The following is a 25,425-nucleotide window of genomic DNA, read 5'->3' on the forward strand; positions in this document are numbered from 1 at the left end:
CCGGCTCGCGAACAAGACGACCACATGATCGCCCCTCAAGGATGAGCCGGGATGGGCGATACATACGACAAATCCGAATTTCGGTAAAGTGGAATATTTTTACAGCAGAGGATTGACACGCGCGCGAAACAGGGGCGAACGGCGGATCGTCCGCAAGCAATAAAAAGGAGCGGTGCCGGGCACCGCTCCTGAAATGAAACCGGGAAACGCGTGGGTCAGACCAGTGAACCGGTCCGCGCCGGTACGACGACGTCGAAAGCGAGCGCCCGATACGGCCGTATCAGTAGCCCGGATCGTAATAATAAGGATTACCGCCGTAATAGCCCTGACCGCCGTAATAGGGACGCGGGCGATAATAATAGTGGTCCTCATAATAGTCGCGGCGCCGCTGCTCGGCGATCACCCCGCCGATGATGCCTGCCGCGGCGCCCATGAAGGCAAGGCCCGCTGCGTTCGAGCCGCGACGATAGTGGCGACGGCGTGCGGCGCTGAAATCGGTGACGTCCGAGGAGGCCTGGCCGGCCGTGACCGCCTTTGCGGACTCCGCCCTGGCCGCTCCCGAGGACGCCGCAGCCGAGGGCGATGCAGAGGTCGCGACCAGTGCCAGGCTGGCGAACGCAGCCAGGACCGCGTTGCGGCCGGCGGCGGAAATCATGGGTCTACCACTCATCTTGACCTTCCTCTGTTCTTACCTAAACACACGTCAAACACACATATGAAAGCGGTCCATAACGCGCAAACCACTGAAATGGTTTCGTGATCGCGGCAATCTGCCACGCTTTGAACGATTGTAAACCGAACGGCCTGATCCAGCTTGCACCACTCAACCTGAGCGGATAATGAACAGCCGCGCCGTTTTTCGGTCGCCGTAAGCGTTTCACGTGAACCAACGCATCAACCGACGCCGTCGGGATCGATGCACTTTTCAGGGTTCAACGTGACTGACGCGTCCTTTTCTTCAAGAGAAATCAGATGATTGCGGTTCGCAAACTGCCGGCGCGCTATGCGCCGATCGTAATGCCATTCGTGCTGTCCATCCTCATGACGGCCGTGGTGTCGGTCATTTCGACGCTCCGAAGCCTCGGCGCGACGCCGGCCTTCCTCGCGACATGGCCGGGCGCCTGGGGGCTGTCATGGCTCGTCGCCTTTCCAACGCTGCTGATGGTGCTGCCGCTGGTCCGCCGGATCGTGGCCTGTATCGTAGCTTCCCCATCTCAACCAGGCCGATAGAAGGCGCGGACGGCGGCGATGACGCCCGCCGTCCCGCTTCCGCGTGACCTTACGACAGCGCCCCCAGCACGCCGCGCGTGGCCTTGTCGATCTCCTCGACATAGCGGCGGCGGGCGAAGGTCTCGGTGAGGAAGCCGACCACCTTGCGGCTGTCGGTGGAATCGACCACCGCCAGCATTTCGGCTTCGGCCTCGTCGAACACCGCCATCGCCGATTTCACGTTCATCTCCGGGATCAGCACGATGTCGATCAGGCGGGCGAGCTCGATCACCTGGATGTCGTCGGCGATGGTGTCGAGATCGCTGGAGAACAGGTCCGGCAAGAGGACGAGGCCGACATATTCGTCGGCATTGTTGACGATGACGACGCCCGGCCGCGAGCCCAGCGCGAATTCGCGGCGCACTGCGGCAATGGTCGTGGTCGACGGCACCTTGCCGACGTCGGAGCGCATCAAGCGCTCGACGGTGAGGTTGCGCAGCCAGCCGACGTCGTTGGCGCTGCGGATGGTCTCGCCGCGCAGATGCAGGCGCCAGGTCGAGAAGGAATGGCCGAACATGAAGCGGACGCAGATCGAGGTGACGATGCAGCCGGCCAAAACCACGGCGGTGACGTCGACGTTTCGGGTCATCTCGAGCACGAGGAACGACATCGTCAGGGGACCGCCGACGATGGCGACCCCGAGCGTCGCCATGCCGGTCAGCATCGCCACCAGCGGATCGATGACGAAGTCCGGACTGATCAGCAGGAGCACCGCGGCAAAGAACTTTCCGATCAGGCTGCCGACGAACAACGAGGCGAAGAACAAACCGCCGCGGAAGCCCGAGGCGAGCGAGATGAGACAGGCCGTCACTTTGAGGGCGATGATCAGCGCGATCAGGCCGATCGTCATGTCGTGAAACAGATCGAGCACCATGGCGCCGTGGCCGGCCGCCAGCACCTGCGGCGTGATGATGGCAAAACCGCCGACGATGAGGCCGCCGATCGCGGGGCGGAGCCAGACCGGCAGCCATTTGAACAGGCGCTCGAACATCGAGGACGAGCGCATCACGGCAATGCCGACGCCGCTGGTGACGAGCGCAAGCCCGATCAGCGCCAGATATTGCTCGACGCCGACGGCGCTGACCTTGGGTATCTCCAGAGAATACGGCGCGCCGCCGAGCCATTGCGCCGTCAGCGCACCGGCAAGCGAGGCCGCCAGGATCGGCGCGGCGCTGCCGACCGAATAGACGCCGACGATCAGCTCGCAAGCGTAGAAAGCACCCGTGATCGGCGCGCCGAAGGCAGCTGCGATCGCGGCGGCGGCCCCGCAGCCGACGATCAGGCGCAGATCGTTGCGGCGCAGGTTGAAGAACTTGCCAAACAGCGAGGCGATGCCCGAGCCGATCTGGGTATAACCGGCCTCGAGGCCGACCGAGGCGCCGCAGCCGTTGGAGATCAGCGTCTGGCTCGACACCACCACGCTGTCGCGCATCGACAGATTGCCGCCGCGCAGCGCGTTCGCCTCGATCGGGTCCACGGCGCTGGAGATCTTCATCCGCCGCCGCGACCATTCCATGATGCCGAGCGCCAGTCCGCCGAGCGCGGGCGCGATCAGCGCCGCCCAGGGACTGACACGCGCATTGGCGGACAGGCGGACATCGACGGGAATGCCGTAGATGACCATATGGGCGATCTGCGCGATCTCGGCCATCAGCGTCACGATGGCGCCGGCCAGCGCGCCGATCACGAGGGCCAGCGGGATCAGGTAGAACTCGTTGCTGCGCAACAGCGCGCGCAGCCGAACCATGACGCGGTTCGATCCCTTGCGATCGGTGAGATGTCTGATCCGCGCGAACACCGCCTGCCCTAACCTTCCGACAGGCCGTAGCCGGCCATGCGCTGGCGGACCCGCTCGATCTCGTCGCTGGAGAGCAGCGGCGGTTTCCCGATCTGGAGGCAGCCGTGATATTGCCGCGCCAGCGTCTCGACCTCGACGGCGAGCCACATCGCCTTGTCCAGCGTCCTGCCGATCGCGATCATGCCGTGATGGTCGAGCAGGCAGGCGAGCCGGCCTGACAGCGCCCGCAGCGCGTGCTCGGACAACTCCGCCGTGCCGAAAGTGGCATAGGGCGCGCAGCGGATGCTGTCGCCGCCGGCGGCCGCGATCATGTAGTGCACCGGCGGGATGTCCATGCCCATGATCGCCAGGATGGTGCAATAGGTCGGGTGGGCGTGGACGACGGCGCTGACGTCGTCGCGCGCTTTCAGGATGTCCAGATGGAAGCGCCATTCGCTGGACGGCTTCTGGTGGGGGGCATGCGAGCCGTCCATCGCCATGAAGACGATCTGGTCCGGCGTCATGGCCTCATAGGGCACGCTGGTCGGCGTGATCAGGAGCCCGTCCGCATGCCGGACGCTGATATTGCCCGAGGTGCCCTGGTTGATGCCGAGCGCGTTCATGCGGCGGCAGGCGTCGATGATGGCCTGTCTCTTGGCGAGCTCGTCCGCTGTCATCGACATCCCGATTTCATCTCGATTTCATCTCGCTTTCTTGGCGATGCACGTTTGTTAGACCGGGAGTACGTCAAAGCAATGCGGCAGTGCAAGCGAAAGCGGCCCGGATCGCGCGCCAACGTCCCGACAGGCCGCGCGCCTCACGAAATAGACCGTAAAATCAATAATTTAACAGATTGTCGCAGCCTGATGGCAGGCTAAGACAGGCTCGCCCGTACCGCCGCAATTCCGTTGATCACGAACTGCACCGAATAGGCCGCGAGCAGCATGCCGAGCACGCGCGACAGCACCGCATTGCCGGTGCGCCCGAGGGTGCGCGCGATCAGGCTGGCGGAGACGAAGCACAGCATGCAGAGCGCGCACACCGCGAGGACGATCGCGATGATGATCGCGAGCTTCGCTCCGTAGCCGGCATCGCCCGTCAGCAGCAGCGTGGTCGCGATCGCGCCGGGGCCGGCCATCATGGGGATCGCCAGCGGGAACACCGCGACGTCGGAGGCGTGCTCCGAGGTCGCCTTGTCGGCCTCGCGGGCCTCGCGATGCGGGCGGTCGCCGAAGATCATCTGGTAGGAGACGCCGAACAGCAAAAGCCCGCCGGCGATCTGGAAGGCGGGGATGCCGATCCCGAGCTGGCGCAGCAGCCAGTTTCCGGCCAGTGCGATCATGATCAGGATCGAGGCCGCGATCAGCGGCGCCCGCAGGGCGATCGTGCGCTTGACCGTGTCGGGCATGCCGGAGGTCGCGGCAAGGAAGGCCGGCGCAAGGCCGACCGGATCGACCACCAGCAGCAGCGTCACGAAGGCGGACAGGGCGAAGTCGAGCATGCGGCGGGGTCTCATTCGGGGTGCAGCCGCAATCCATAATGGCTCGAGACGGCCTTCGCGAGGAACATTTGCCCTCGCAGAGTCTTGGTCGCGCGAGGATTGAGGACGGGATCGCCTTCCCGTCCCCCTCAAGAGGAGGATTTATGGCTAGACAAGCAAAGAAACGTGCGAACCCGAAAAAGAGCGCGGCGCGCCGCCCGCGTCAGGCGCCCAAGATGCTGAGCGACCTGTTTCTGGAGACGCTGAAGGACATCTATTACGCCGAGAACAAGATCATCAAGACGCTGCCCAAGATGGCCAAGGCCGCGCATTCGAAGGACCTTTCGGCGGCCTTCAACAAGCATCTGCGCGAGACGCAGGGCCAGGTCAAACGTCTGGAGCAGATCTTCAAGATGCTGGACAAGCCGGCGCGCGGCAAGCCCTGCGAGGCCATCAACGGCATCACCGACGAGGGCGCCGAGATCATGAAGGACTTCAAGAACGCCCCTGCCCTCGACGCCGGCCTGCTCGCAGCCGCTCAGGCCGTCGAGCATTACGAGATCTCCCGCTACGGCACGCTCCGCACCTGGGCCGAGGAGCTCGGCATGCCGGAGGCGGCAAGGTTGCTCCAGGCGACGCTGGACGAGGAGGAGGCAACCGATCACTCCCTGAGCGAGCTGGCGACTTCGGTCATCAACCTCGAAGCGGAAGAAGAATACCGCGAAGCCGCCTGATCGGCGCGGCTCGCCCCATTGTTGCCTTTGACGCCGCGGAGCATCTCCGCGGCGTCGATGCGTCTGGCCGCAAGGGTCTGTTACGGTTCGAGAGGCAGGCATGCCCAAAACGCGCGATGCTGGAATTCCGGGGAACCGTCCCCATATCCTCGTTTTCCAACCGCAGCGCCTTCCCCGAGTTTTGCCATGCAACCGAAAAATCCCCTCGACTGGATGCTGTCCGAAGCCCTGGACTCGCTCACCCGCGCCGAACGGCTGCGCCAGCAGTTCGGCCGCCAGGAAGCCTGCTGGGAGCCGCCGATCGACGTGCTCGAGACCGAGCATGAGCTTCTGATCCTGGTGGCACTTCCCGGCGTCAATCCCGACAATGTCGAGACTGTCATCCTTGACGGCGTGCTCGTCATCTCCGGCCAGCGCACGCTTCCGCCGGAGCTTCGCAACGCCCGCATCCACCGGCTCGAATTGCCGCAGGGGCGTTTCGAGCGCCGCATTGCATTGCCCCTTGGCCGCTACGCCATCAGCCGCTTCGTGATGGACGGCTGCGTCGCGCTGCGCCTCGCCAAATCCTGAGGTCGATCATGGCCACCGAACAGATGAATAACGAACCGACGAATTCCCAGAACGGTCCCGACGTGAAGATTCCCGAAGACGCACTGATCATCATTCCCGTGCGCGAGATGGTGCTGTTTCCCGGCGCCATCGCGCCGATCGCGATCGGCCGGGCGAAGTCCATCGCCGCCGCGCAGCAGGCGCTGCGCGAGCAGCGGCCGGTCGGCATCGTGCTGCAGCGCAGCCCCGAGATCGAGGAGCCCGGGCCGGACGATCTCTACCGGGTCGCGACCATCGCCAACATCGTGCGCTACATCACCGCGCCCGACGGCACTCATCACATCGTCTGCCAGGGCGTGCAGCGCGCGCGCATCCTCGACTTCCTGCCGGGGACGCCGTTCCCTGTTGCGCGCTTCCAGCAGATCCCCGAGCCGACCACGAGTTCGCCCGAGATCGAGGCGCGCGCCCTGAACCTGCAACGCCAGGCCATCGAGGCGATCGAGCTGCTGCCGCAGGCGCCGCCCGAGCTGGTCGCGATGTTCCAGAGCACCACCGCGCCGGGGGCGCTGGCGGACCTGGCGACCTCGTTCATGGACATCAAGCCGCAGGACAAGCAGGAGGTGCTGGAGACCATCGACCTCACCTTGCGCGTCGAGAAGGTGTCGAAGCACCTGGCCGAGCGGCTGGAGGTGCTGCGCATCAGCAACGAGATCGGCCAGAAGACCCGCGCCACCTTCGACGAGCGGCAGCGCGAGGCGATCCTGCGCGAGCAGATGGCGACCATTCAGCGCCAGCTGGGCGAAGGCGACGGCAAGGCGGCCGAGGTCGCCGAGCTGACGGCTGCCATCACCAAGGCCAGCATGCCGCCGGAAGCGGACGCGCATGCGAGGAAGGAGCTGCGCCGCTACGAGCGCATGCCCGAGGCTGCCGGCGAGTCCGGCATGGTCCGCACCTATCTGGACTGGCTGATCGAGCTGCCCTGGGCGCTGCCCGCGGAGAAGCCGATCGACATCAAGGAGGCGCGCCGCATCCTGGATGCCGACCATTTCGGCCTGGAGAAGATCAAGAGCCGGATCATCGAATATCTGGCGGTGCGCAAGCTCGCCCCGCAGGGCAAGGCCCCGATCCTGTGCTTCGTCGGCCCGCCCGGCGTCGGCAAGACTTCGCTCGGACAATCCATCGCACGCGCGATGGATCGCCCCTTCGTGCGCGTCAGCCTGGGCGGCGTGCATGACGAGGCCGAGATCCGCGGTCACCGGCGTACCTATATCGGCGCGCTGCCCGGCAACATCATCCAGGGCATCAAGAAGGCCGGCAGCCGCAACTGCGTCATGATGCTGGACGAGATCGACAAGATGGGCCGCGGCGTGCAGGGCGATCCCTCGGCCGCCATGCTGGAGGTGCTCGATCCCGAGCAGAACGGGACGTTCCGGGACAATTACCTGGGCGTGCCCTTTGACCTGTCGCGCGTGGTCTTCATCGCGACCGCCAACATGCTGGACCAGATTCCGGGTCCGCTGCTGGACCGCATGGAGCTGATCAGTCTCGCCGGCTACACCGAGGACGAGAAGCTGGAGATCGCTAAGCGCTATCTGGTGCGGCGGCAGCTGGAGGCCAATGGCCTGACGGCCGAGCAGGCCGAGATCGAGCCGGAGGCGCTGAAGCTGGTCGTCAAGGGCTACACCCGCGAGGCCGGCGTGCGTAACCTCGAGCGCGAGATCGGCAAGGTGTTCCGCCACGCCGCGGTGCAGGTCGCCGAAGGCTCGGCTGCGAAGGTCGTGGTGACGCCCAAGGACATCGCCACGGTGCTCGGCCAGCCGCGCTTCGAGGGCGAGATCGCGCAGCGCACCAGCATTCCGGGCGTGGCCACCGGCCTTGCCTGGACGCCGGTTGGCGGCGACATCCTGTTCATCGAGGCATCGCGCGTGCCTGGCCGCGGCGGCATGATCCTGACCGGCCAGCTCGGCGAGGTCATGCGCGAGAGCGTGCAGGCGGCGCTGACGCTGGTGAAGAGCAAGGCGCCGCAGCTCGGCATCGATCAGTCGCTGTTCGAGAAGAGCGACATCCACGTTCACGTTCCCGCGGGCGCAACCCCGAAGGACGGACCGAGCGCGGGCGTTGCGATGTTCACGGCGCTGACGTCACTGCTCACCAATCGCACGGTGAGGAGCGACACGGCGATGACCGGCGAGATCTCGCTGCGCGGGCTGGTGCTGCCGGTCGGCGGCATCAAGGAGAAGGTGGTGGCTGCGGCCGCTGCCGGATTGAAGCGGGTGATGCTGCCGGCGCGCAACAAGCGGGATTACGACGACATCCCGAAGAGCGCGCGGGACAACCTCGAGTTCATCTGGCTGGAGCGCGTCGATGAGGCCATTGCGGCTGCGCTCGAACCGGTCGAGGCCCAGGTCGGTGCGAAAGTCGGTGCGAAGGTCGAAGCAGCGGAGTGAAGGCGATGAAGAAACTGCTGGAAAAAGCGAAGAACTCGGGCATAACGCAGCGGCTGCGCCAACTGCTCGATCGTGCCATCGACCGGGTTCGCGATGCACTTGCGGCACCGGAGCCGCGGCTTCAGCCGGTCCCGGTCCGGATCAGGCGCCGCAAGGGCTGAACCCCTCCGCTTCAGCCCTCGCGGTCGTCGAACATAAAAGGCCCCCTCCTGCGAGGGGGCCTTTGCGTTATCAGGCCACGGCGTCCTTGGCGGCCTTGACCGGGCGGGCGCGGACGATCTTCCGGGCCGGCTTGGCCTTGAACATCATCTCTTCACCCGTAAACGGGTTGGTGCCCTTGCGCGCCTTGGTCGCGGGCTTCTTGATGACCACGAACTTGGCGAAGCCCGGCACCAGGAACAGGCCGTTCTTCTTGAGCTCCTTGTGGCCGACGTCGGTCAGCGTCTCCATGACGCTCTTGACGTCGCGCTTGGAAAGCTCGGTGGCGGTCGCAATCTTTTCGATCAACTGCGATTTGGACATTTGGGCTGGCATCGTGTCTCCTCTGATTCGTTGCCGGTTGCATATTAGACCAACCGGAGAAGGCCTATAGCCTTCTGCACAGTTTTGTCGCGGTTTTACGGGCTTTTTTGGCCCCCTGTGGCAAAAAACCCTGCATTTTAGCTGCTTCCAGAGCGGGAGAAGCCTCAGGCAGCGGATTTTACCTTGTTTCAAAGGCCCGCACGCAGCCTTGCTAAAGCTGATTCGCGGCTTTCGACAAGCGATGAACGGCCTCTTTGTGTGAGGAGAAGCGCGTTTCGCCCTAGAAAATAAGGGTCAGATCGCACCGCAGCCGCGTTTGCTGGTGCTCTCCCTCTCCCCGTTCTCACGGGGAGAGGTGAAGAAAGAAGGCTAAATGCGCTCGATGATGATGGCTGGCGCCATGCCGCCGGCCGCGCACATGGTGACGAGACCGCGCTTGAGGTCGCGCCGTTCGAGCTCGTCGAGCACGGTGCCGATCAGGATCGAGCCGGTCGCGCCGATGGGATGGCCGAGCGCGATCGAGCCGCCATTGACGTTGACCTTGGCGCGGTCGAGCTTGAGGTCGCGGATGTATTTTACCGCGACCACCGCAAAGGCCTCGTTGATCTCGAACAGATCGATGTCGTCGATGGTGAGCCCCGCCTTCGCCAGCACCTTGCGCGTCGCCGGCACCGGCGCATTCAGCATCAGGGTCGGCGAGTCCCCCATATTGGCCATCGCCACCACGCGGGCGCGGGCTTTAAGGCCATGCGCGCTGGCGTAAGCCGGCGATGCAAGAAGGATCGCGGCGGCGCCGTCGACGACGCCGGACGAATTGCCGGCGTGATGCACGAAGTCGATGTTCAGGTCCGGATATTTCTGCAGGATCAGGCCGCGATAGGTCGTGCCCTTGTCGTCGAGCGCATAGTCGGCGATGGCGGGGAATGCCGGCTTCAGGCTGCTGAGCCCCTCCATCGTGGTCTGCGGCCGCGGATACTCTTCGTGGTCGAGCGCGAGGCTGCCGTCCTCGCGATAGACAGGCACGAGGCTCTTCTTGAAGTGGCCGCCGGCAATCGCCTGCGCGGCGCGCTTCTGGCTTTCGAGCCCGAGCGCATCGACGTCGCCTCGCGTGATGCCTTCCATCGTCGCGATCGCGTCGGCGCAGACGCCCTGATGCGATTGCGGGTGCCGTGCGCGAAGGCGCAGATTGCCCGAATCCATCATCATCGGACCGCCGCCGCGACGTCCTTCCATCGACATCATCTCGCAGCCGCCGGCGATGACGAGGTCTTCGCTGCCCGACATGATCGAGCTTGCTGCCATGTTGACGCTGGTGATGCCGGAGCCGCAAAAACGATCCAGCGTCACCGCACTGGCGCGGACGTCGTAGCCGGCATCGAGCGCCGACATGCGGCCGAGATCGCCGCTTTGCGTTGCAACCTGCGCGCTGCAACCCCAGACGATGTCGTCGACGTCAGCCGTGTTGATGCCGGTGCGATCGGCGAGCGCGCGCAGCACGGTTGCGCCCAGCTGCTGCGGATGAATGCCGGAAAGTGCCCCCTTGCCGGCCTTGCCGACGCCTCGCGGGGTGCGGCAGGCATCGATGATCAGCGCGTCGGTCATGGGCGTCGTCCTCTTGTTATGAGTGTTGAGGACGGTTTTGAATCAGGGGGCCAGTGGAGTCAATGTGCGGCGTTCACGTCCCTCACCCGGATTTTCCGCTGCGCGTAAAATCGGACTGCCTCGCGCTACACTCCCGCAGCGTTCCTTGCGATGACGTTGCGATAGTAGCTGGCGCTGAGCTTGGCCGTCCGCACCTGGGTGTCGAAATTGACGTGATAGAGCCCAAAGCGCTTGCTGAGCCCGAACACCCATTCAAAGTTGTCCATCAGGCTCCAGAGGAAATAGCCGCGCACCGGCACGCCTTCGGCGGTGGCGCGCTGGAGCTGGGCGAGATAGTTGCGCAGATACATGATGCGGTCGGTGTCGTAGATCTTGCCGTCGGGCGACACGACGTCGTCACCGGAGGTGCCGTTCTCGGTGATGTAGATCGCATCCGTCTTCCAGATCTTGGCCGCCAGCTTCGGCACCCAGTAGATCGTCTCAGGCGCAATGCGCAGCCAGTCCGAACTCATGTGCGGGAACGATTTCGGGATCGGCAGCGGCATGAACCCCGCGCCCTGGTCGGACGGCACCACGTAGTTCTGCGGCGCGTAGATGTTGAGGCCGAGGAAGTCGACCGGCGATCCGATGATCTTCAGCTCCGCGTCGGAGTATTTCGGCGCGTCGGCACCCGCATATTTCAGGAAGGCGTCGGTGTACCGGCCCGTCATGATGACGTTTAGATAGCCGGCATTCATCTCACGCAGCGCGATCTCGGCGGCGCGGACATGCTCGGGCGTGTCGAGCGCGGGAACGCAGACGTCGATATTCTCGGCCGGCCCGACCCTTGTGCCGCGGCGGCCGCGCGCGCGCACCGCCTGCACCGCGATCCCGTGCGCGAGCGCGCTGTTGTGCCTGACCTGGTTGACCTCTCGCTGCGGCAGCGTCACGCCGGGCGCGTCGATGCCGAGGCCATAACCGAACTGCACGAAACGGCCGCTCTCGTTCAGCGTGAACACGTTCCTGACGCGATCGGTCAGCCGCTCGGCGACGTAGCCGGCGTAATCGCCGAAGATCTTGCAGGTCTCGGTCGACCGCCAGCCGCCAAAACGGTCCTGCAGCGATTGCGGCAGGTCCCAGTGATAGAGCGTCGCCCACGGCTCGATGCCGTTCTTCAGGAGCTCGTCGACGAGGCGGTTGTAGAAGTCGAGCCCCTTCGGGTTCGGCTTGCCGTCGCCGTCGGGGAACACCCGCGGCCACGCGATCGAGAAACGATAGGCCTTGCAGCCGAGATCCTTGATGAGCGCGATGTCTTCCTTATAGCGATGATAGTGTTCGTTGGCGCGGTCGCCGGTGGTGGCGTCCTCGATCTTGCCGGGGATGCGGACGAACTTGTCCCAGATCGAGGCCCCTCGCCCGTCCTCGTCGACCGCGCCCTCGACCTGATAGGACGAGGTCGCCGTGCCCCAGACGAAGCCCGCCGGGAAACCGCTGCCGCGACGCGATACCGCGGCCGCCTTGGCCTCGGCGAGTTCAAGAGGACCTGCCACACTGGCTGCGGACAGCCCCGCGATTTTCGCGAACTGGCGACGCGAGACCTTGTCCGACATTGATGCTGCTCCGCTTCTCTTCGTTTCGGGCCGGCACAATGACCAGCCGGAGCCGGTTTGAAAAGTGGGGTCAGCACATTCCTGATAGCAGGAATTCTCCTTTCCATGACCTCATGGCGCCGGCTTCTACAGGATCTTGCATAGCCCCCATCGCAGCCACTCCTGCGCTTCGGGCGCAACCGGGCATGTGATCACGCGAAGACCCCCACTACGAAGCGCCAGCAAGCCCAGGGCAGCCAGCACGAGCACCACAAAAGAGAGCAGGAACACGGCGACCTTGACCCACCCTCGTCTACCCACGATCAGGTCCCCGGTGATCAGGCTGGCCATGTGCAGGAAGAAGGTTACGGCAAGAGCGGTCAAGCCGAAGGTGCGGGCCGGCTCTGCGGACAACAGCAGCGCACCGACGATGATGACCGCCTCGAAAACGTAGAGCAAGACGAGCCAGTGACGGTACAGCGACTTGCTGAGGCTGCCGGGCGTCGAAACGGTGAGCAGCGCCTGGAGCGCGCGGCCCCCGCGGGCGACCCATATCATCCGCGACATTGGCAGCCGATATCGCTTCTCGGATTCCTCCAGCATCTGACCGGTAATGGCCAGCGCACGAGCGCTGGTTCGCAGCGTCGCCCCGCTATCGAGCTTGCGGTCGACTTCATAATGATCCCGCACATAGTTGAGCATTCCCTCGTCGCCCAGAACCGCCTTCAATGCCTGTGCGATCTGCGTGCGTCGCAGCCCGCTGGCGGTCAGCGAAAGCCGGCCCCAGAGAGCCTCGAAGGCCCCCTCGAGCGACGCGTTCTTCTGCTCCGCGAGCGCACCGGCGAAACGATCGATCAGCTCGTCATATCCCTCGGGCTGCATCTCCTCGCGCACGATCGTGCGTTGCGCCTCCCGGAGCAGCGCATCTCTGATCGGCTTGACGTCAGGCGCTGGAAACAGCGTGTCCAGGATCCGCTCGCAACCGTCCAGCCGGCCCCACATGATGTCGTTCCGCCGCCACTGCGCATCGAGAAAGGCTCCGAAATGAAACAGGGCCGTACCGGCAAGCTTGCGCCGCTGATGGGCGACGGCGCCCTGGTCGTGGCGCTCGTCGATCAAGCTCGAGGCATCTTCGGGGCTGATACGAACCACCTCGACGGTCGACGGCTCGCCGGTTCCGGTGTCGTAGTAGAGCGGGAAGCTCACCTGGTCGTATTCGTCGAACCGCATGTAATAGGCGGCGAGAAACTCGCGCAGGGCTCTTCCTTCGACCGTGTTCAGGCATTCCTCGTAGCCGAGACCGCGACAACCCCGATCTCGATGATCACCTTGTACCGGTCCTCATTCAGCTTCGGGACGAGCCTCGGCTGGCCGAGCAATCCATGAACCGACAGGTCCGTCGGGAGCGGAGGATGGACCGCCTTGGCGTAGGCACCTCGCATATACTCGATGTGACCTTCCAGCTCCGCTTGGAGGCGGGTCTGGTTTGCCGCCGACGCGTATTCAAACAGTTTCTTTGCTCTGGCGAACACGTTTTCCTGGAGGGTGCGCAGCGGACTTGGAGTCGGCAAGTCGTTCGAGACCGGCACCGTCGTCCCCGGCCCGGCCCCCGCCGCCAATTCCGAAACGGTCCCCTCGCCAAGAAGGAGACAGAGCACCGGATCGAGCTCGCTTCTGACGTCGTCACGAATCCCGGGAAATGGCAGCTGCATGACTTTACGGATCTCGTCGATCGCTTTGCCAAGCCCATCGGCCAGGCAAACCATCGCAGCGAGGAGAGGCTCGCGTTCGATGGCTCCAAGCTCTTTCCATCGCTCGCGGAGGTGCTTCTCGATGTCGGATAAATCCTGCTTTGCCTCAGGCAGCTTGAGCTTGAGCACAAGGCTCCGGAGCTGGTGCACCTTGCGCAGAATGAAGCTCGCACGCCTCAGGTAATACTTGATGTCGTAGTCTTCGAGAAACGCGTTCACAGAGTCGGCTCGACCGTCCGCGTTATCCCTGGTCTCGTAGTATCGCCGCTCGCGCCACAGACGGGCCATGGCCTTCAATGCGTAGAGACGATCGGATTGACGATCGACATCCCACCAGACGGCCAATTGCTCCGCGATATAGTCCGTCGCGGTCATCATCCGCAGGTGTCGATATGGCAGGAACGCAGCGCCGTAATACCTGACCATGTCGCGCAAGTCGCGAGAGCGCCAGGAAGGCACCTGGTTGTTCTTGCCTAGCTGAATACGCGCGAAGGGGTCCTCATCGCGCTCCTCGATTTCGATTTCGACCTGACGGACGATCCGTTCGACCCGCTCGATGCGCCGGTTGCGGGCCAGCACGGCCTCGAGATCCTCCCTGATCGTCTCGTCCTGCGGGATCGTGAAGAGCGCCCCCAGGGCGTTTTCGATCGCATCGGGCTTTCGGTCGTAATCCTGGCGATCCAGTTCCGGATTGGTCGGAGACGGCTCGACGTAGATCAGCTTGCGTTCCATCGGAAGCCCGCCGAGGCGCGATGACAGCGCATCGACGACATAGGTGAACGGCTTGTTGTCGAGATAGCCGCCGTCCCCAAAAGCGCGCTTGCGCCAGCGGTCACCTTCGGTATCCGCAGCGGCCAGCCCGGTGAAAAACGGCTTCCATTCGTCGAAATCGATTCTGCCGCCGATCGGGCGCGCGTCGTTCAGGCGTTGCGCGTCCGCCACGGACATCGGCTCGAACGCGAACGGGAAGGACGAGGTACAGCGCGCGGCGAAGGCGAGAAACGGAATGTACTTGTCCGCAAAATGAGGGGCCTGGAAGTGGTAGACCTGCTTGTACCGCTTCTCGTAGACCACCTTGTCGAACAGGCGCAGGGGGACGACGGCACCGCGAATGTCCGTCGTCGTGATGAACAGGTCGATCTCGTCGACGAGTGGATGCTCAGCCGCGCCCGTCGCGGGAGGGGCCTTCGTCATGCCCTGAAACGCTTCGACCAGCTTGACGTACATGCGATCGCTGTTGAGCAGCGATTGCGGCGGGCCATCGGTCCTGGCGTATTCCAGGCCCTCATAGGAAGCCTTGTCGTTGAGCAGGCCGTCGATATCGCCCTCCTGGATCCACAGCCGCTTCAGGGGCGCGAATTCCTGCCCTTTGGCAAGGGCCTTGGCGAGAAACAGGCCATTGATCCCCCCGGCCGATGTGCCCGCAATCGTATCGACCACGAAGCGCGTCCGCGGGCCCGGAGGCGCCGCCACCCGCTCGTCGAACGGGTCGCAAACGAGGTCCGGGTGCAGCTGGTGCGTGAGATAGCGTGCAGCCAGATCCTCGTCGCGCAGCAGCCAGGACGCCTTGCGGTAGACGTCGCGCGTGCGCTTGCTGCGCGGCTCGTCACCGCCCTTCGGCGTCGCGCAGGCCATCTCGTACAGCTCGTTCGTCACGCCGTTAATGTAGATCGCGAGCGAAACGCCGCCATACATGACGACGCCGAAGCGCACCTCGCGCGAATAGAGATTGGTCCGCGTCGCGGACGTGCAGGCAACCGTCGCTGGTCCAGTCATCCTCGCCTCCCAGATTCAAGCAATATTTGATCCGGCGGCCGACCCTCTGATCTTACGGCGCAATTAAAACGATCTGCAGCTCTCCATATGGACGGGTCTGCCGTGCCTGCAATTTGTAGGAGATAACGGACATTTACGCAACCATTTCGTGGAATTGCGGCACGGCGCGCGCCGCCATCCGTGCGCTATTCCGGCTCGATGCCGAGCCCCTGAATGATCTTGCCGGACGAGACCAGCTGGTCGTCGAGGAAGCGCTTTGCGCCGGCCGTCGTCACGGCATCGCCGACGCTGACATCGAAGCCGAGCGTGGGCGCGCGCTCGCGGACATCCGCCGAGTCCAGGGCGCGCGCAATCTCGGTGCTCAGCTTCTCGACGATGTCGGCGGGCGTGCCGACCGGGGCCATGAACATGAACCAGCCCTGGAGATCGACGCTTTGCAGCGTCTCCGCAATCGCGGGAACGTCCGGCAGGGAGTCGATTCGCTTGGCTCCGGCAACGGCAACCGGTCGCAGCGTACCCGCCTTGATGAAGGCCTCGGCGATCGATGCCGACTGGATCGTCACCTGGATCCGGCCCGAGATGGCGTCCTGCACTGCATTCGTGGTCGTGTTGTAGGGGATGAGGACAAAGCCGGTCCCGGCGCTCTTGTTGATGGCTTGAGCGATCAGGCCCGAGAGGTTGCGCGCACCGTCGACGGCGAGGCTTAGCGAACCCGGCGCCGATTTTTCGAGCTTGATCAATTCCGGCAGCGTATTGGCCTTAACCTCGGGATTGACGAGAAGGACGTGGTTGCTCTTGGCCACCATCGCGACCGGCACGAAGTCCTTCACGGGATCGTAGGGGAGTTTCTTGAAGGTGTAGGGGTTGGTGACGAGCGCCGCCGATGTTGCGAACAGGAATGTGTAACCGTCCGGCGCCGCACGGGCGACCGACTGCGTGCCGACGAGGTTTGCGGCCCCCGGCCGATTCTCGACGATGAACTGCTGCCCGAAGACCCGCGAGAGTTTTTCGGTGATGAGGCGGCACATCACGTCGGGGCTGTTGCCCGCCGGCTGCGGCACGACGACGGTCACGGGCCGCTGCGGCCACGATTGCGCGAAGGCCGGAACAGAGCAGCAGAGCGCAACGCCGGCGAGCAGCAGACGACGGGATAGTCCAGACATGGTGTTCCTCCCTGGGGACGCCGCTTTGCGGGCTTTTATTGTTGGTCTGCATTGAGGAGCGTACGGGGCAGCACGCTCCTCACGCCGTCGCCGGCTGCCGTCTTCGATCAGGTTTCGTCTGCGACGACATTCCTGAGCACGCCGAGGCGCTCGACCTCGATCTCGACGACATCGCCGGGCTTCATCCAGAGCGGCGGCTCGCGCCGCGAGCCAACGCCCCCCGGCGTTCCGCTGACGATGACGTCGCCGGGCTCGAGCCGCGTGAACGTGGAGCAGTATTCGATCTGCCGCGGGATATCGAAGATCATCTGCTCGATGCGTGCTTCCTGCATGACCTCTCCATTCAGACGGGTCTGCAAGCGGAGCTTGTCGAGCGGACCGAGTTCGTCCGGCGTCATCATCCAGGGACCGAAGGCGCCAGTGTCCGCAAAATTCTTGCCCGGCGTGAACTGGCTCGTGTGACGTTGGAAATCGCGGACGCTACCGTCATTGTAACAGGCGTAGCCCGCGACATGGGTCATGGCGTCAGCGCGGGAGATGTAGCGACCGGCCTTGCCGATGATGACCGCAAGCTCGCCCTCGAAATCGAGGTCGGTCGAGACGCGCGGCCGCACGATCGGCTGCAGATGTCCGGTCTGGCTGTTGGCGTAGCGTGGGAAGATGGTGGGATGCGCGACTTCCGCGCGGCCGGTTTCCTTGCGATGGGTCTCGTAGTTCAGACCGACGCACAGGATTTTGTCCGGATTCGGAATGACCGGCAGAAAGGTGACCTTCGAGGTCGGGGTGGCAGCAGCCCCCGATCTTGCGTCTGCCACGCCCGACAAGCCGGCGCCGATGGCCGCCCTGAGGTCGGCATAGCGCGACTTGAGCGCTGCACCGACATCGAAGAAGGTCTCGCCTTCGACAAGGCCCCAAGTGGTACGGCCGTCGATCGCTACAGTCGTCAGTTTCACGGTGTTCTCTCCATTTTCAGATCGGAAATGTCGTTGTCTCGCCCGGCCGGGACGTCGTGAAGCCGCACGTCGATCTCATGCAGGAGATCACCGAGCTCGGTGGCGTCGCGCGCGGTGCCGAAGACGTAATGGTCGGGCCGCACGATCGCCGCGATAACGCCGTGACGGTCGAACCAGCTGGCCAGGACTGCCTCGGTTTCCTCGAGCGCGTTCGGCACGCCGGCCCTGAGCGGCGCGACTGCAGCCGCCGAGATGTCGGGGCGCATAGCGACCAGCGAGAGCATGAATAATGATGCGACATCGTCTCTGCGGCCATCGATGAGCAGCCGCCAGCCGGATCCGATGACTTCGTCCAGCAGGCGAACCGTCCCGCCGGTCGCGATGCGCGGCTGCGGAAACAGGCTGCCGCGCGCCGGCGCGTCATGATCCGACAGAAATCCCGCGCGCAGCGGCGGAATGATCTCCTGCCGCGTCAGGAGCAGCGGCTTGCCGCCGCCATCGGCCAGGGCCCGCGCGTCACGCCGCCGCGCCGCCACGGGATTGCGCTCGCAGATCGATTGGCCGATCGCCTTGATCTTGCCGGTCAGCTCGATGACGTGCTGCTTGCGCTCGACCGTGTAGCTGTCGAGCAGGCTGTCGGAGGACAGGCCCCTGAGCACCCGATCCAGCTTCCAGACCAGGTTGGTCGCGTCGCGCAGGCCCTGGCACATGCCCTGGCCGATGAAGGGAGGCTGCTGATGCGCGGCGTCGCCGGCAATCAGGATCCTGCCGTTGCGCCAATCGTCGGCAACGAGGGCGTGGAAGCGGTAGGAGGCCGCCCGCCACAACTCCCCGTCCTGCGGCGTGAGCCAGGGCGCGAGCAGCTTCCAGACATGATCGGGCCGCTCCATCTGCCGCGCGTCTTCGCCGGGCAGCAGCATGATCTCCCAGCGGCGGTGGTTATTCGGGCCAATCAGGAAGCTCACGGGGCGCGCCGGATCGCAGAATTGCGCAGAGCATTGCGGCAATTTGTGAAGCGCGCTCGCGTTCACGCGCACGTCGACCACGAGCCAGGGTTCATCGAAGACGAGATCCTCGAGCCCGAGACCTGCGATCTGCCGCACGGTGCTCGAGGCGCCGTCGCAGCCGAGCACATAGCGCGCGGTGACGGAACGCTGCCGTCCATCGGGGTCCTTCAGGCGTGCCTCGACGCGATCCGGCATTTGAACGAGATCGAGCAATTCGACGCCAAGCTCGGCGCGCACATTGGAAAAGCTTGTCGCATGGCGGCGCAGCTCGGCCTCGACCGCGGGCTGGCTGAACACCATGCTCGGCGTGTAGCCGAGCGGATAGGGCTTTGCGACCATGTCGATGCGCCGGATCAACTGGCCATCGACGCCAAAATGCTCCGATGCGGTGAAGGGCTCGACGTGGGGCGAGATCGCCTCGGCGAGACCCATATTGTCGAAGTGACGGAAAATCTCGTGATCGAGCGCGATCGCGCGTGGCTTGTCATAGACATCCGTGAGCCGGTCGATGACCAGCGTGCGATGACCGAGGCGGCCGAGCTGGCCTGCGGCAACGGCGCCTGATGGCCCGAAGCCGACGACGAGCACGTCATAGTCGGTGGCGCCAGCCGTCATCATGCGCGCGCCGTCGTGAAGGGAATTGCGAGCTGCGCTGTCTTGCAGGCGTCGGACTTGGGCGGCGCGATGCCCCACTGATCGGTTCGTCCCGGCGGCCAGACCCAATCGTTCGGACCTTTCGCGACATAGCTGTCGTCGATCTGGAGGACTTCGGCGGTGTATTCGATAACGGCACCGGCCGGATCGACGAAATAGGCGAACACGTTGTCGCCCGGGCCGTGACGGCCGACGCCCCAGCCGATCGGATGGCCGTGATCCACCATGCGACCGGAGCCGCGCATGACGGACTCCAGATCAGGCATCAGGAAGGCGATATGATTGAGGCCGTTGCGAGGGGCTTCCGCAAGCACGATCGCATGGTGATCGCTGTTGCAGCACAGGAACGCCATCAGCTTCGACCGGTCCGACAGCCGAAAGCCCAGAACGTCCCGATAGAAGGCCGAGAGCTGTTCGATATCGGCGCTGTTGATGTTGACATGCGCCAGCCGCTCGGGGCGATCGGCGATCACGCAAGCAGGTTTGGTCCGATCGCCATGGACGAACTCCATGGTGCAGCCCTGCGGTTCGCGAACCACAAAACTTGTCCCGCCCGACGGCGCAGGCGATGGCGCGGGCGAGCTGATCACCACACAGCCGGCCTGCTGCGCACGCGCGAGCAGGCGATGCAGGTCTTCGTGCGAGCGGACGCGGAAGCTGATCTTGCGGAGCGAAGTCGCCTCACCCGGCGTGAGCTCGAGAACGTGGAAGTCGCTGCCCGTTGCGGCAAGGTACACCGTGCCATCCGCTTCCGCCGCGACGTCGAGGCCCCAGACCTTGCGGTAGAACTCGACCGAGCCGGCGAGGTGCGGCGTCGTGACCTCGACGCTGCGCAGGGCCGTCACCGGAAAGTCGGACATGGAGCTTCCTCGTCGGGGGACGCGAACGCCAATGCTTTAATCTGTACAAAATTTATCGTAAAGCCAAAATTTATAAATAATTGGGCCGAACTCTGCTAATGTACACAAGCGCAGAGATTCCGATGGATGCCCATGAGCTCTGACCTGCCAAGCCAGAAAGTGGACCAGCCGGCAACGCTGGCGACCACGATCTACGCGCGCCTCAAGGCCGACATCCTGACCACGCGGCTTGAGCCCGGACGAAAGCTGCAGTCGCGCTTCCTGATGGAGCAGTACAATGTCGGGCAGACCCCGCTGCGCGAGGCCCTCAACCGCTTGACGACCGAGGAGTTCGTCGTCGGCATGGAGCAGCGCGGCTTCTATGTGAAGGAGGTCAGCAAGGAGGAGCTCCAGGAACTGACCAAGACGCGATGCTGGGTCGAAGGCCTCGCACTTCGCGAGTCCATGCAGAATGCGACCCAGGCTTGGGAAGAGGCTCTGCTGGTGGCGCATCACCGGCTCGACCGCACGCCGCGCTCGCTTCAGCCCGACACATTCGAGGACAATCCGGACTGGGAGAAGGTGCATCGCGCGTTTCACGCGACGCTGATCGGTCTTTGCGGTTCACGGCCTCTGCTCGGCTTCTGCGAGCAACTCGCCGACCGGCTCTATCGCTATCGCATGATGTCGATCGCGAAGGCCTACCCCGCGCGCAAGGTCGGCGCCGAGCACAGTGACATCCTTCAGGCGGTTCTCGCCAGGGACAGCGAGCAGGCCGTGCGTCTGCTTCAGCAGCACTATCGCCGCACCGCCGACGTCATCTATTCCGACCTCGACGGATTGCTGGCGTAGCCCCGTCTTGGGAACATAGAGCGCACCGCGATCAGCGCGAGCGCTTCGGCAGCTTTGGAAGCCTGTCCGGATTGAACGGTGGGATCTGCCCGGTTGGTTCAGGGGCCGGCTGCGGCTGCTCCGTCCGAATGAGCGTTCCCTGCAGGACGACGCCCGGCGCCTGTCCTGCGGTCGCGGTGTAAGTCGCGATCTTGCCGGGGCACGTCCCCTCGATCTCCAGCGTGAGGTCGTCTTCGACGCCGAAGACCGTTGCGCGCCCGTCGGTATGACGCTTGGTCGACACGGTCGCGGTGAAGCGATCGCCGTCGATCTTGCAGGAGCCGTGATACGTCATCAGGCTGTCGCGGCCCCAGATCTGGCCATCAGCGACATGGACGATCCCGGTGCCCTGGTCGAGCGGCGTCTTGTACCACGCCGCGTAGGTACCGTCCTTCAGCATGGGAGCAGTCTCCCCTGGTCTTCCCACGCCGATCATCCACATGATCAGCGCTAACAAAGCGTTAATCCCGCCGCCCGTGCCAATCCGGATGGTCCTTGCGCAGCCCGGCTTCGAGATCTTCGATGATGATGTGAAGCAGACCCACGGCCAGCGGATCGGTGACTTCGCGCTCCAGGCGCCTGTAACGCGCGATCTGGAATTCCTGCTCTCTTAACTGGTGCTCTGTCATCAGACGGGCCCTCCGGTGAACCGACGCGGAGAAGGCCGAACAGTTTCGTTAAAGTTTTCGGATCATTTGCCATGGTTTCCGATCGGTAAAGGGCAAAGGGCGCCAAGCTCCGCCCGCGTGCCGCCACGCAATCTCACGACACGCCGCCGTTCCTCCGACTCGCGCCGATGCTGTGCGGCTTGTTGAGGAAGAACTCCCGATTGCCGAGCGCCGCCTCCGCGTATTGGTCGATCGCGACCTGGATGGCCTCGATGTGCATCCGGCACCAACCCTCATAGCAGGACAGGCGCCGCGCATGATCGAGCGCCTTCAGAAACTCCGGCGGCTCCTGCATATCGGAGAAATAGGCCAGCCCCTCGACTTTCATGCCTGGGCCACCTCTCGCGGCGGCACAAGGCGGCGCGGCTCGAGACGACCACGCGATGGCGCCGGCCGCCGGCGCGGAACGAAGAGGCTGGCGACGACGATCGGATCGGTATCCCCAAGAGCGGCGCGCTCCTGAACAAGCCCGCTCATGACGACGCGCATCTTCATGACCTCCTCGGCGACGAAGGTGCAGTCCTCGTCGCGGTTGATCTGCTCGTGCATGATGGCTTCAGCCTCACGCATGCTGACACGCAACGCTCTGATAACTCGGCGGATTTCGTTGATTCTGTTGTCCATGGCTCGCTCCCTGGCTGGACGACCAGCATAAGAACAAATCATGAACATTGTGTCAATCGGCCTAAGGTAGAACGTAAGCCGGCCGCACGTCCCGTCAGGGGCGCGGCGCGATGGATCTCGGTGATGCAGGCCCCGAGAAACGCAACGCTCCGGCGCTCCCTAGGAAGACAGACGAAGCCAGATATCCCTGCTCGCCAGCACGCCGTTCGGGGTCGCAATCTCCATGTCCACGACATGGAGGGAGCCGGGCTGGTCTCCATAAATGTATTTGAGGTGCCACACGCCGCCGAGATCAGGCGAAATGACGAAATCGTCCAGTCCGTCGGTCATTGCTTTCACCGCTTCGCGGTGGGTCAAAGACGCGGAAAACATTGCATCGATCAAGTTGGCGAGACTCATGCCCTCGACGAGCATCAGGCGCGCGACCTCGTCACCGTAAACATGTCGAAGCGCCGCAACGATAGCGGCGACTGCGTCCGGATTTTTCAACGCCACGGCAGTGCGAGCCTCCGGCAGCATGATGCCGGAAGCAGGATATTTTATGCAAGCCGTCCGCGCGGCGGTGCGGCGCATGGACCTTCCTGCCCTGCCCCCGCTCTCAGCCCAGGCACAGGCAATTGCAGCTCGACGCAGCTAGAACGTCACCCGCATCCCCGCATAGAACGCGCGCGGTCTTGCCGGGCTCAGCGAGCGCGGGTCGTTGAAGTCGGCGCCCCCATTGGCGAAGTTGGGCAAGGCTCCGGTGTCGAAGAAGGTGCCGTAGGTGGCATAGCGTCTGTCGAAGATGTTGTCGACGCGGCCGTAGAGCTGAAAATTCCTGGTCACCTGGTAGGAGGTGTGGAGATTGAACACCGTATAGGACGGCAGCTTCGCATATTGATTGGACTCGTCGCCGACCAGATACTGGCTGGAGACGAAGATCGCGTTGCCGCCGACCTTCCAGACATCGGTCACGGCATAGTCGACGCCGACCTTGATGCGGTGGCGCGGGATGGCGGGGATCTGGTTGCCGGGCGAGACCTGGATGTTGCCGTCGCCATCCGCGAACGGACTGTTGGAGCCGAGCGTCAATGCGTCGAGGAAGCGGGCGTCGACGAAGGCGTAGCTCGCCTGGAACTGGAACGTCGGCGACTTGATGTTGACCTCGGCCTCGAGACCCTGCCGCCTGGTCCGGCCGACATTGGAGAAATAGCCAAAGCCGGTGCGGCCGGGAACGGGAATGGCGAGGATGTCGTCATAATTGGTGGCACGGAAGCCGCCGATCTTCCATCCGAGCGTGCCGATGTTCAGCTCCTTGGCTCCGCGCAGGCCGGCTTCCACGGTCTTGGACACGACCTGCTTCAACGGCGGATCAGAGACGAGAAACGCCGCGATGAGGCAGGGATTGTTCGGATCGGCGCAGCCGAGCTCGAGCGGCGTCGGGACCCGGTTGGCCTCGGAATAGCCGGCATAGGCGGTCAGCTCCGGCGTGATCTTGTAGGTGCCGCCGATGACGGGATTGAAGCGGGTGAAGGTGTAGTCGCCGTTGAGCGCGGTGCCGAGCTGATCCTCCAGCGAGATCCGCGCCACGTTGAAACGGCCACCGCCGGTGATGGCGAACGCATCCGTGACGTTGAACGTGTCCATCGCGTACAGGCCGTTGTACTGGTTGACGGTCCGCAGCGAGACGGGACCGGCAAGACCGGTGTCAGGCGTGCCCGTTGCTCCCAGGAAGACACCGCTGCCGCTGACGACGTAGTTCTCTCCCATCGCGCCGATCTCGGCAGTGGCATTGTAGCGCGTGACGCTGGCGTCGTAGGTTGTGCCCATCACGAAGCGATTGTCGTGGCCGAACAATTGATCGGTGTTGGTGGCCTGTCCCGACACGCCGAAGGTGGTCGAGCGTATCGAGCTGCGGTCGATCTCGCCAAGGATCGTTCCCGGAGCAAAGGGATTTGCGAGCTGAAGGCCGTTCACGCCGTTCGCCGGCGTCGCGCCGTCACCGAAGCACAGCAGCGTCGCGTCGCCGGTGCATTCGCCGACGTCGGTCGGGTTGCCGTCGACGAGCTTCTGCTCGTACCTGCGCACATGGGCGGTGCCCTCGAGCGTCCAGGTCGGCGTCGCATCGACCTTGCCGGTCAGATTGACATAGCCGACGCGGTTGGAGGTGGTCTGCGGCGTGGTGTAGGTCGCGCCCCAATATTTATCGAGCAACTCCGCCGGAACGGTCGCGCTTGCGCCGAAATCGTTCTTGGCGACGCCCATATTGACGTGGAATTCACTGTCGCCGGCCTTGTAGCCGACATCGCCGTAGAAGCGGCGCACGTCCGATTGCGAGAAGTTGCGGAAGCCGTTGTCGTGCAGGCCTTCGAGCGCGGCGTAGACGCCGTAGTTCTTCTCGACCTGCTTGCCCCATTGCGCCGAACCCTGGATGCGGCCGAACGAGCCGCCCATCAGGTCGAGTTCGGCGCCCTGATAGGTGAAGCCGTCCTTCATTTGCAAGTTGATCGCGCCGCCCAGCGCATTGAGGCCGAAGGCGGGGTTGTTGGTCACGAGCGTCACCGACCTGATCGCGGCGGTGGGAATCAGGTCCCAGTTGACGGCGTCCGAGAAGGCTTCGTTGATGCGGACGCCGTTCTGGTACACGGCGAGGCCTTGCGGCGTGCCCGTCACCGGCGAGGCGACAAAACCGCGGAACTCGACATCAGGCTGAAACGGATTGCCGGTGACTTCGCTGATGTTGACGCCGGCGATGTTGTCGCGCAGCGCGTCGGTGATGTTGAGCGAGCCGGTGCGCTTGATCTGGCTGGCATCGACCGCGTTGATCGCCGACGGAACCTTGTCGACGTCGAGACCCCTGCCGGTGCCCGGCGAGGTCGGATAGACGTAGATGCGAGTCTTGGGGCGGTTCGACGACGATGCCCCTGCCACTCGCGCGACCGGACGCGATGGCGTGGTCCGCCTCGTGGTCGAGGGCGGCGGTGCTGCCACCTCGACCGGTGGCAGGTTCTGAACGTTGGTCTCCTCGTCCTGCGCGGCCCCGGCCGGACTCGCGAAGGCCAACCCCGACAGCAGCCCGGTCGACACCGAGGCCATCAACACATGACGCTTGAACAAAAGAGGCCTGCCCATCCCTGTATTCCCATCCGCGACCATCGGCTGTTTTGAGTTT

Annotated in this window: 25 protein-coding genes; 6 read left to right on the forward strand and 19 right to left on the reverse strand. The window is 64.2% G+C overall.

Annotated features, from left to right (window positions below; genetic code table 11):
* Positions 1–280: 280 nt before the first annotated feature.
* Positions 281–670 (reverse strand): hypothetical protein, encoded by a 390-nt coding sequence (locus tag PMI42_RS25640; RefSeq protein ID WP_008139477.1) that lies wholly within the window; start codon positions 668–670, stop codon positions 281–283.
* A 302-nt stretch (positions 671–972) separates the two neighbouring features.
* Here PMI42_RS25640 and PMI42_RS25645 point away from each other — a divergent pair, with 302 nt between their 5' ends.
* Positions 973–1,230: a DUF2798 domain-containing protein gene (locus tag PMI42_RS25645; RefSeq protein ID WP_008139478.1), complete on the forward strand. Its 258-nt coding sequence runs from the start codon at positions 973–975 to the stop codon at positions 1,228–1,230.
* 49 nt (positions 1,231–1,279) lie between these two features.
* Here PMI42_RS25645 and PMI42_RS25650 read toward each other — a convergent pair whose 3' ends face one another.
* The 3 genes from PMI42_RS25650 to PMI42_RS25660 form a co-directional block, all read right to left on the reverse strand.
* Positions 1,280–3,067, reverse strand: coding sequence for a chloride channel protein (locus PMI42_RS25650; RefSeq protein WP_008139479.1), 1,788 nt, complete (start codon positions 3,065–3,067; stop codon positions 1,280–1,282).
* 8 nt (positions 3,068–3,075) lie between these two features.
* Entirely contained in the window at positions 3,076–3,729 is a 654-nt protein-coding gene (locus PMI42_RS25655; protein ID WP_193376349.1) for an L-fuculose-phosphate aldolase, read from the reverse strand.
* Between the two features lie 191 nt (positions 3,730–3,920).
* A complete protein-coding gene (locus tag PMI42_RS25660; protein ID WP_008139481.1) occupies positions 3,921–4,547 on the reverse strand; it encodes a MarC family protein in 627 nt (208 codons plus the stop codon).
* Positions 4,548–4,690: 143 nt separating this feature from the next.
* On the opposite strand from PMI42_RS25660, the gene PMI42_RS25665 reads away from it, so the two are divergent.
* From PMI42_RS25665 to PMI42_RS40115, 4 genes are all read left to right on the forward strand, one after another.
* Positions 4,691–5,260, forward strand: a complete 570-nt coding sequence (locus tag PMI42_RS25665) for a YciE/YciF ferroxidase family protein (RefSeq protein WP_008139482.1) — start codon at positions 4,691–4,693, stop codon at positions 5,258–5,260.
* Between the two features lie 186 nt (positions 5,261–5,446).
* Entirely contained in the window at positions 5,447–5,830 is a 384-nt protein-coding gene (locus PMI42_RS25670; RefSeq protein ID WP_008139483.1) for an Hsp20/alpha crystallin family protein, read from the forward strand.
* A gap of 8 nt (positions 5,831–5,838) precedes the next feature.
* Positions 5,839–8,256 (forward strand): endopeptidase La, encoded by a 2,418-nt coding sequence (gene lon, locus PMI42_RS25675; protein ID WP_008139484.1) that lies wholly within the window; start codon positions 5,839–5,841, stop codon positions 8,254–8,256.
* A gap of 5 nt (positions 8,257–8,261) precedes the next feature.
* Positions 8,262–8,417: a hypothetical protein gene (locus PMI42_RS40115; RefSeq protein ID WP_008139485.1), complete on the forward strand. Its 156-nt coding sequence runs from the start codon at positions 8,262–8,264 to the stop codon at positions 8,415–8,417.
* A 70-nt stretch (positions 8,418–8,487) separates the two neighbouring features.
* On the opposite strand, the gene PMI42_RS25680 is transcribed toward PMI42_RS40115, so the two are convergent.
* The 9 genes from PMI42_RS25680 to PMI42_RS25720 form a co-directional block, all read right to left on the reverse strand.
* Positions 8,488–8,790, reverse strand: coding sequence for an HU family DNA-binding protein (locus tag PMI42_RS25680; protein WP_008139488.1), 303 nt, complete (start codon positions 8,788–8,790; stop codon positions 8,488–8,490).
* Between the two features lie 357 nt (positions 8,791–9,147).
* Complete coding sequence (locus PMI42_RS25685) at positions 9,148–10,380, reverse strand: acetyl-CoA C-acetyltransferase (RefSeq protein WP_008139490.1); 1,233 nt, start codon at positions 10,378–10,380, stop codon at positions 9,148–9,150.
* 125 nt (positions 10,381–10,505) lie between these two features.
* On the reverse strand, positions 10,506–11,969 hold the full coding sequence (locus PMI42_RS25690) for a GH1 family beta-glucosidase (RefSeq protein WP_008139492.1): 1,464 nt from the start codon (positions 11,967–11,969) through the stop codon (positions 10,506–10,508).
* Between the two features lie 126 nt (positions 11,970–12,095).
* Complete coding sequence (locus PMI42_RS25695; RefSeq protein ID WP_008139494.1) at positions 12,096–13,178, reverse strand: DUF3376 domain-containing protein; 1,083 nt, start codon at positions 13,176–13,178, stop codon at positions 12,096–12,098.
* Between the two features lie 47 nt (positions 13,179–13,225).
* The gene (locus tag PMI42_RS25700; protein WP_008139496.1) at positions 13,226–15,475 is read right to left on the reverse strand and encodes a patatin-like protein; all 2,250 of its coding nucleotides are present in this window, start codon (positions 15,473–15,475) and stop codon (positions 13,226–13,228) included.
* A 185-nt stretch (positions 15,476–15,660) separates the two neighbouring features.
* Positions 15,661–16,638: a Bug family tripartite tricarboxylate transporter substrate binding protein gene (locus PMI42_RS25705; RefSeq protein WP_008139498.1), complete on the reverse strand. Its 978-nt coding sequence runs from the start codon at positions 16,636–16,638 to the stop codon at positions 15,661–15,663.
* Positions 16,639–16,745: 107 nt separating this feature from the next.
* Positions 16,746–17,591 carry a fumarylacetoacetate hydrolase family protein gene (locus PMI42_RS25710; protein WP_008139499.1) on the reverse strand — a complete coding sequence of 282 codons (846 nt, stop codon included), beginning with the start codon at positions 17,589–17,591 and terminating at the stop codon, positions 16,746–16,748.
* Complete coding sequence (locus PMI42_RS25715) at positions 17,588–19,216, reverse strand: bifunctional 3-(3-hydroxy-phenyl)propionate/3-hydroxycinnamic acid hydroxylase (protein ID WP_008139501.1); 1,629 nt, start codon at positions 19,214–19,216, stop codon at positions 17,588–17,590. The genes PMI42_RS25710 and PMI42_RS25715 overlap by 4 nt, the downstream gene beginning before the upstream one ends.
* On the reverse strand, positions 19,213–20,112 hold the full coding sequence (locus PMI42_RS25720; protein ID WP_008139504.1) for a VOC family protein: 900 nt from the start codon (positions 20,110–20,112) through the stop codon (positions 19,213–19,215). Before PMI42_RS25720 ends, PMI42_RS25715 begins: the two co-directional genes overlap by 4 nt.
* A 132-nt stretch (positions 20,113–20,244) precedes the next feature.
* Between PMI42_RS25720 and PMI42_RS25725 the strand changes: the two genes are divergently transcribed.
* The gene (locus PMI42_RS25725; RefSeq protein ID WP_008139505.1) at positions 20,245–20,943 is read left to right on the forward strand and encodes a GntR family transcriptional regulator; all 699 of its coding nucleotides are present in this window, start codon (positions 20,245–20,247) and stop codon (positions 20,941–20,943) included.
* A gap of 31 nt (positions 20,944–20,974) precedes the next feature.
* On the opposite strand, the gene PMI42_RS25730 is transcribed toward PMI42_RS25725, so the two are convergent.
* From PMI42_RS25730 to PMI42_RS25750, 6 genes are all read right to left on the reverse strand, one after another.
* Positions 20,975–21,382, reverse strand: coding sequence for a hypothetical protein (locus PMI42_RS25730; RefSeq protein ID WP_008139507.1), 408 nt, complete (start codon positions 21,380–21,382; stop codon positions 20,975–20,977).
* 61 nt (positions 21,383–21,443) lie between these two features.
* Positions 21,444–21,611, reverse strand: a complete 168-nt coding sequence (locus PMI42_RS40120; protein WP_008139510.1) for a hypothetical protein — start codon at positions 21,609–21,611, stop codon at positions 21,444–21,446.
* Positions 21,612–21,744: 133 nt separating this feature from the next.
* Positions 21,745–21,978 carry a hypothetical protein gene (locus PMI42_RS39750; protein ID WP_008139512.1) on the reverse strand — a complete coding sequence of 78 codons (234 nt, stop codon included), beginning with the start codon at positions 21,976–21,978 and terminating at the stop codon, positions 21,745–21,747.
* On the reverse strand, positions 21,975–22,274 hold the full coding sequence (locus PMI42_RS39755; RefSeq protein WP_008139516.1) for a hypothetical protein: 300 nt from the start codon (positions 22,272–22,274) through the stop codon (positions 21,975–21,977). The genes PMI42_RS39750 and PMI42_RS39755 overlap by 4 nt, the downstream gene beginning before the upstream one ends.
* 159 nt (positions 22,275–22,433) lie before the next feature.
* Complete coding sequence (locus tag PMI42_RS25745; protein ID WP_008139518.1) at positions 22,434–22,847, reverse strand: hypothetical protein; 414 nt, start codon at positions 22,845–22,847, stop codon at positions 22,434–22,436.
* A 60-nt stretch (positions 22,848–22,907) separates the two neighbouring features.
* On the reverse strand, positions 22,908–25,385 hold the full coding sequence (locus tag PMI42_RS25750; protein ID WP_008139520.1) for a TonB-dependent receptor: 2,478 nt from the start codon (positions 25,383–25,385) through the stop codon (positions 22,908–22,910).
* Positions 25,386–25,425: the final 40 nt, after the last annotated feature.

Origin of the sequence: Bradyrhizobium sp. YR681, from assembly GCF_000282615.1 — a bacterium.
In the GTDB taxonomy this organism is placed as follows: domain Bacteria; phylum Pseudomonadota; class Alphaproteobacteria; order Rhizobiales; family Xanthobacteraceae; genus Bradyrhizobium.

Coding starts and splice junctions, on each gene's coding strand:
- PMI42_RS25640 (WP_008139477.1), bottom strand. CDS start 670: ATGAGTGGTAGACCCATGATTTCCGCCGCCGGCCGCAACGCGGTCCTG.
- PMI42_RS25645 (WP_008139478.1), top strand. CDS start 973: ATGATTGCGGTTCGCAAACTGCCGGCGCGCTATGCGCCGATCGTAATG.
- PMI42_RS25655 (WP_193376349.1), bottom strand. CDS start 3,729: ATGTCGATGACAGCGGACGAGCTCGCCAAGAGACAGGCCATCATCGAC.
- PMI42_RS25660 (WP_008139481.1), bottom strand. CDS start 4,547: ATGCTCGACTTCGCCCTGTCCGCCTTCGTGACGCTGCTGCTGGTGGTC.
- PMI42_RS25665 (WP_008139482.1), top strand. CDS start 4,691: ATGGCTAGACAAGCAAAGAAACGTGCGAACCCGAAAAAGAGCGCGGCG.
- PMI42_RS25670 (WP_008139483.1), top strand. CDS start 5,447: ATGCAACCGAAAAATCCCCTCGACTGGATGCTGTCCGAAGCCCTGGAC.
- lon (WP_008139484.1), top strand. CDS start 5,839: ATGGCCACCGAACAGATGAATAACGAACCGACGAATTCCCAGAACGGT.
- PMI42_RS40115 (WP_008139485.1), top strand. CDS start 8,262: ATGAAGAAACTGCTGGAAAAAGCGAAGAACTCGGGCATAACGCAGCGG.
- PMI42_RS25680 (WP_008139488.1), bottom strand. CDS start 8,790: ATGCCAGCCCAAATGTCCAAATCGCAGTTGATCGAAAAGATTGCGACC.
- PMI42_RS25685 (WP_008139490.1), bottom strand. CDS start 10,380: ATGACCGACGCGCTGATCATCGATGCCTGCCGCACCCCGCGAGGCGTC.
- PMI42_RS25690 (WP_008139492.1), bottom strand. CDS start 11,969: ATGTCGGACAAGGTCTCGCGTCGCCAGTTCGCGAAAATCGCGGGGCTG.
- PMI42_RS25695 (WP_008139494.1), bottom strand. CDS start 13,178: ATGCGGTTCGACGAATACGACCAGGTGAGCTTCCCGCTCTACTACGAC.
- PMI42_RS25700 (WP_008139496.1), bottom strand. CDS start 15,475: ATGACTGGACCAGCGACGGTTGCCTGCACGTCCGCGACGCGGACCAAT.
- PMI42_RS25705 (WP_008139498.1), bottom strand. CDS start 16,638: ATGTCTGGACTATCCCGTCGTCTGCTGCTCGCCGGCGTTGCGCTCTGC.
- PMI42_RS25715 (WP_008139501.1), bottom strand. CDS start 19,216: ATGATGACGGCTGGCGCCACCGACTATGACGTGCTCGTCGTCGGCTTC.
- PMI42_RS25720 (WP_008139504.1), bottom strand. CDS start 20,112: ATGTCCGACTTTCCGGTGACGGCCCTGCGCAGCGTCGAGGTCACGACG.
- PMI42_RS25725 (WP_008139505.1), top strand. CDS start 20,245: ATGAGCTCTGACCTGCCAAGCCAGAAAGTGGACCAGCCGGCAACGCTG.
- PMI42_RS25730 (WP_008139507.1), bottom strand. CDS start 21,382: ATGCTGAAGGACGGTACCTACGCGGCGTGGTACAAGACGCCGCTCGAC.
- PMI42_RS40120 (WP_008139510.1), bottom strand. CDS start 21,611: ATGACAGAGCACCAGTTAAGAGAGCAGGAATTCCAGATCGCGCGTTAC.
- PMI42_RS39750 (WP_008139512.1), bottom strand. CDS start 21,978: ATGAAAGTCGAGGGGCTGGCCTATTTCTCCGATATGCAGGAGCCGCCG.
- PMI42_RS39755 (WP_008139516.1), bottom strand. CDS start 22,274: ATGGACAACAGAATCAACGAAATCCGCCGAGTTATCAGAGCGTTGCGT.
- PMI42_RS25745 (WP_008139518.1), bottom strand. CDS start 22,847: ATGCGCCGCACCGCCGCGCGGACGGCTTGCATAAAATATCCTGCTTCC.
- PMI42_RS25750 (WP_008139520.1), bottom strand. CDS start 25,385: ATGGGCAGGCCTCTTTTGTTCAAGCGTCATGTGTTGATGGCCTCGGTG.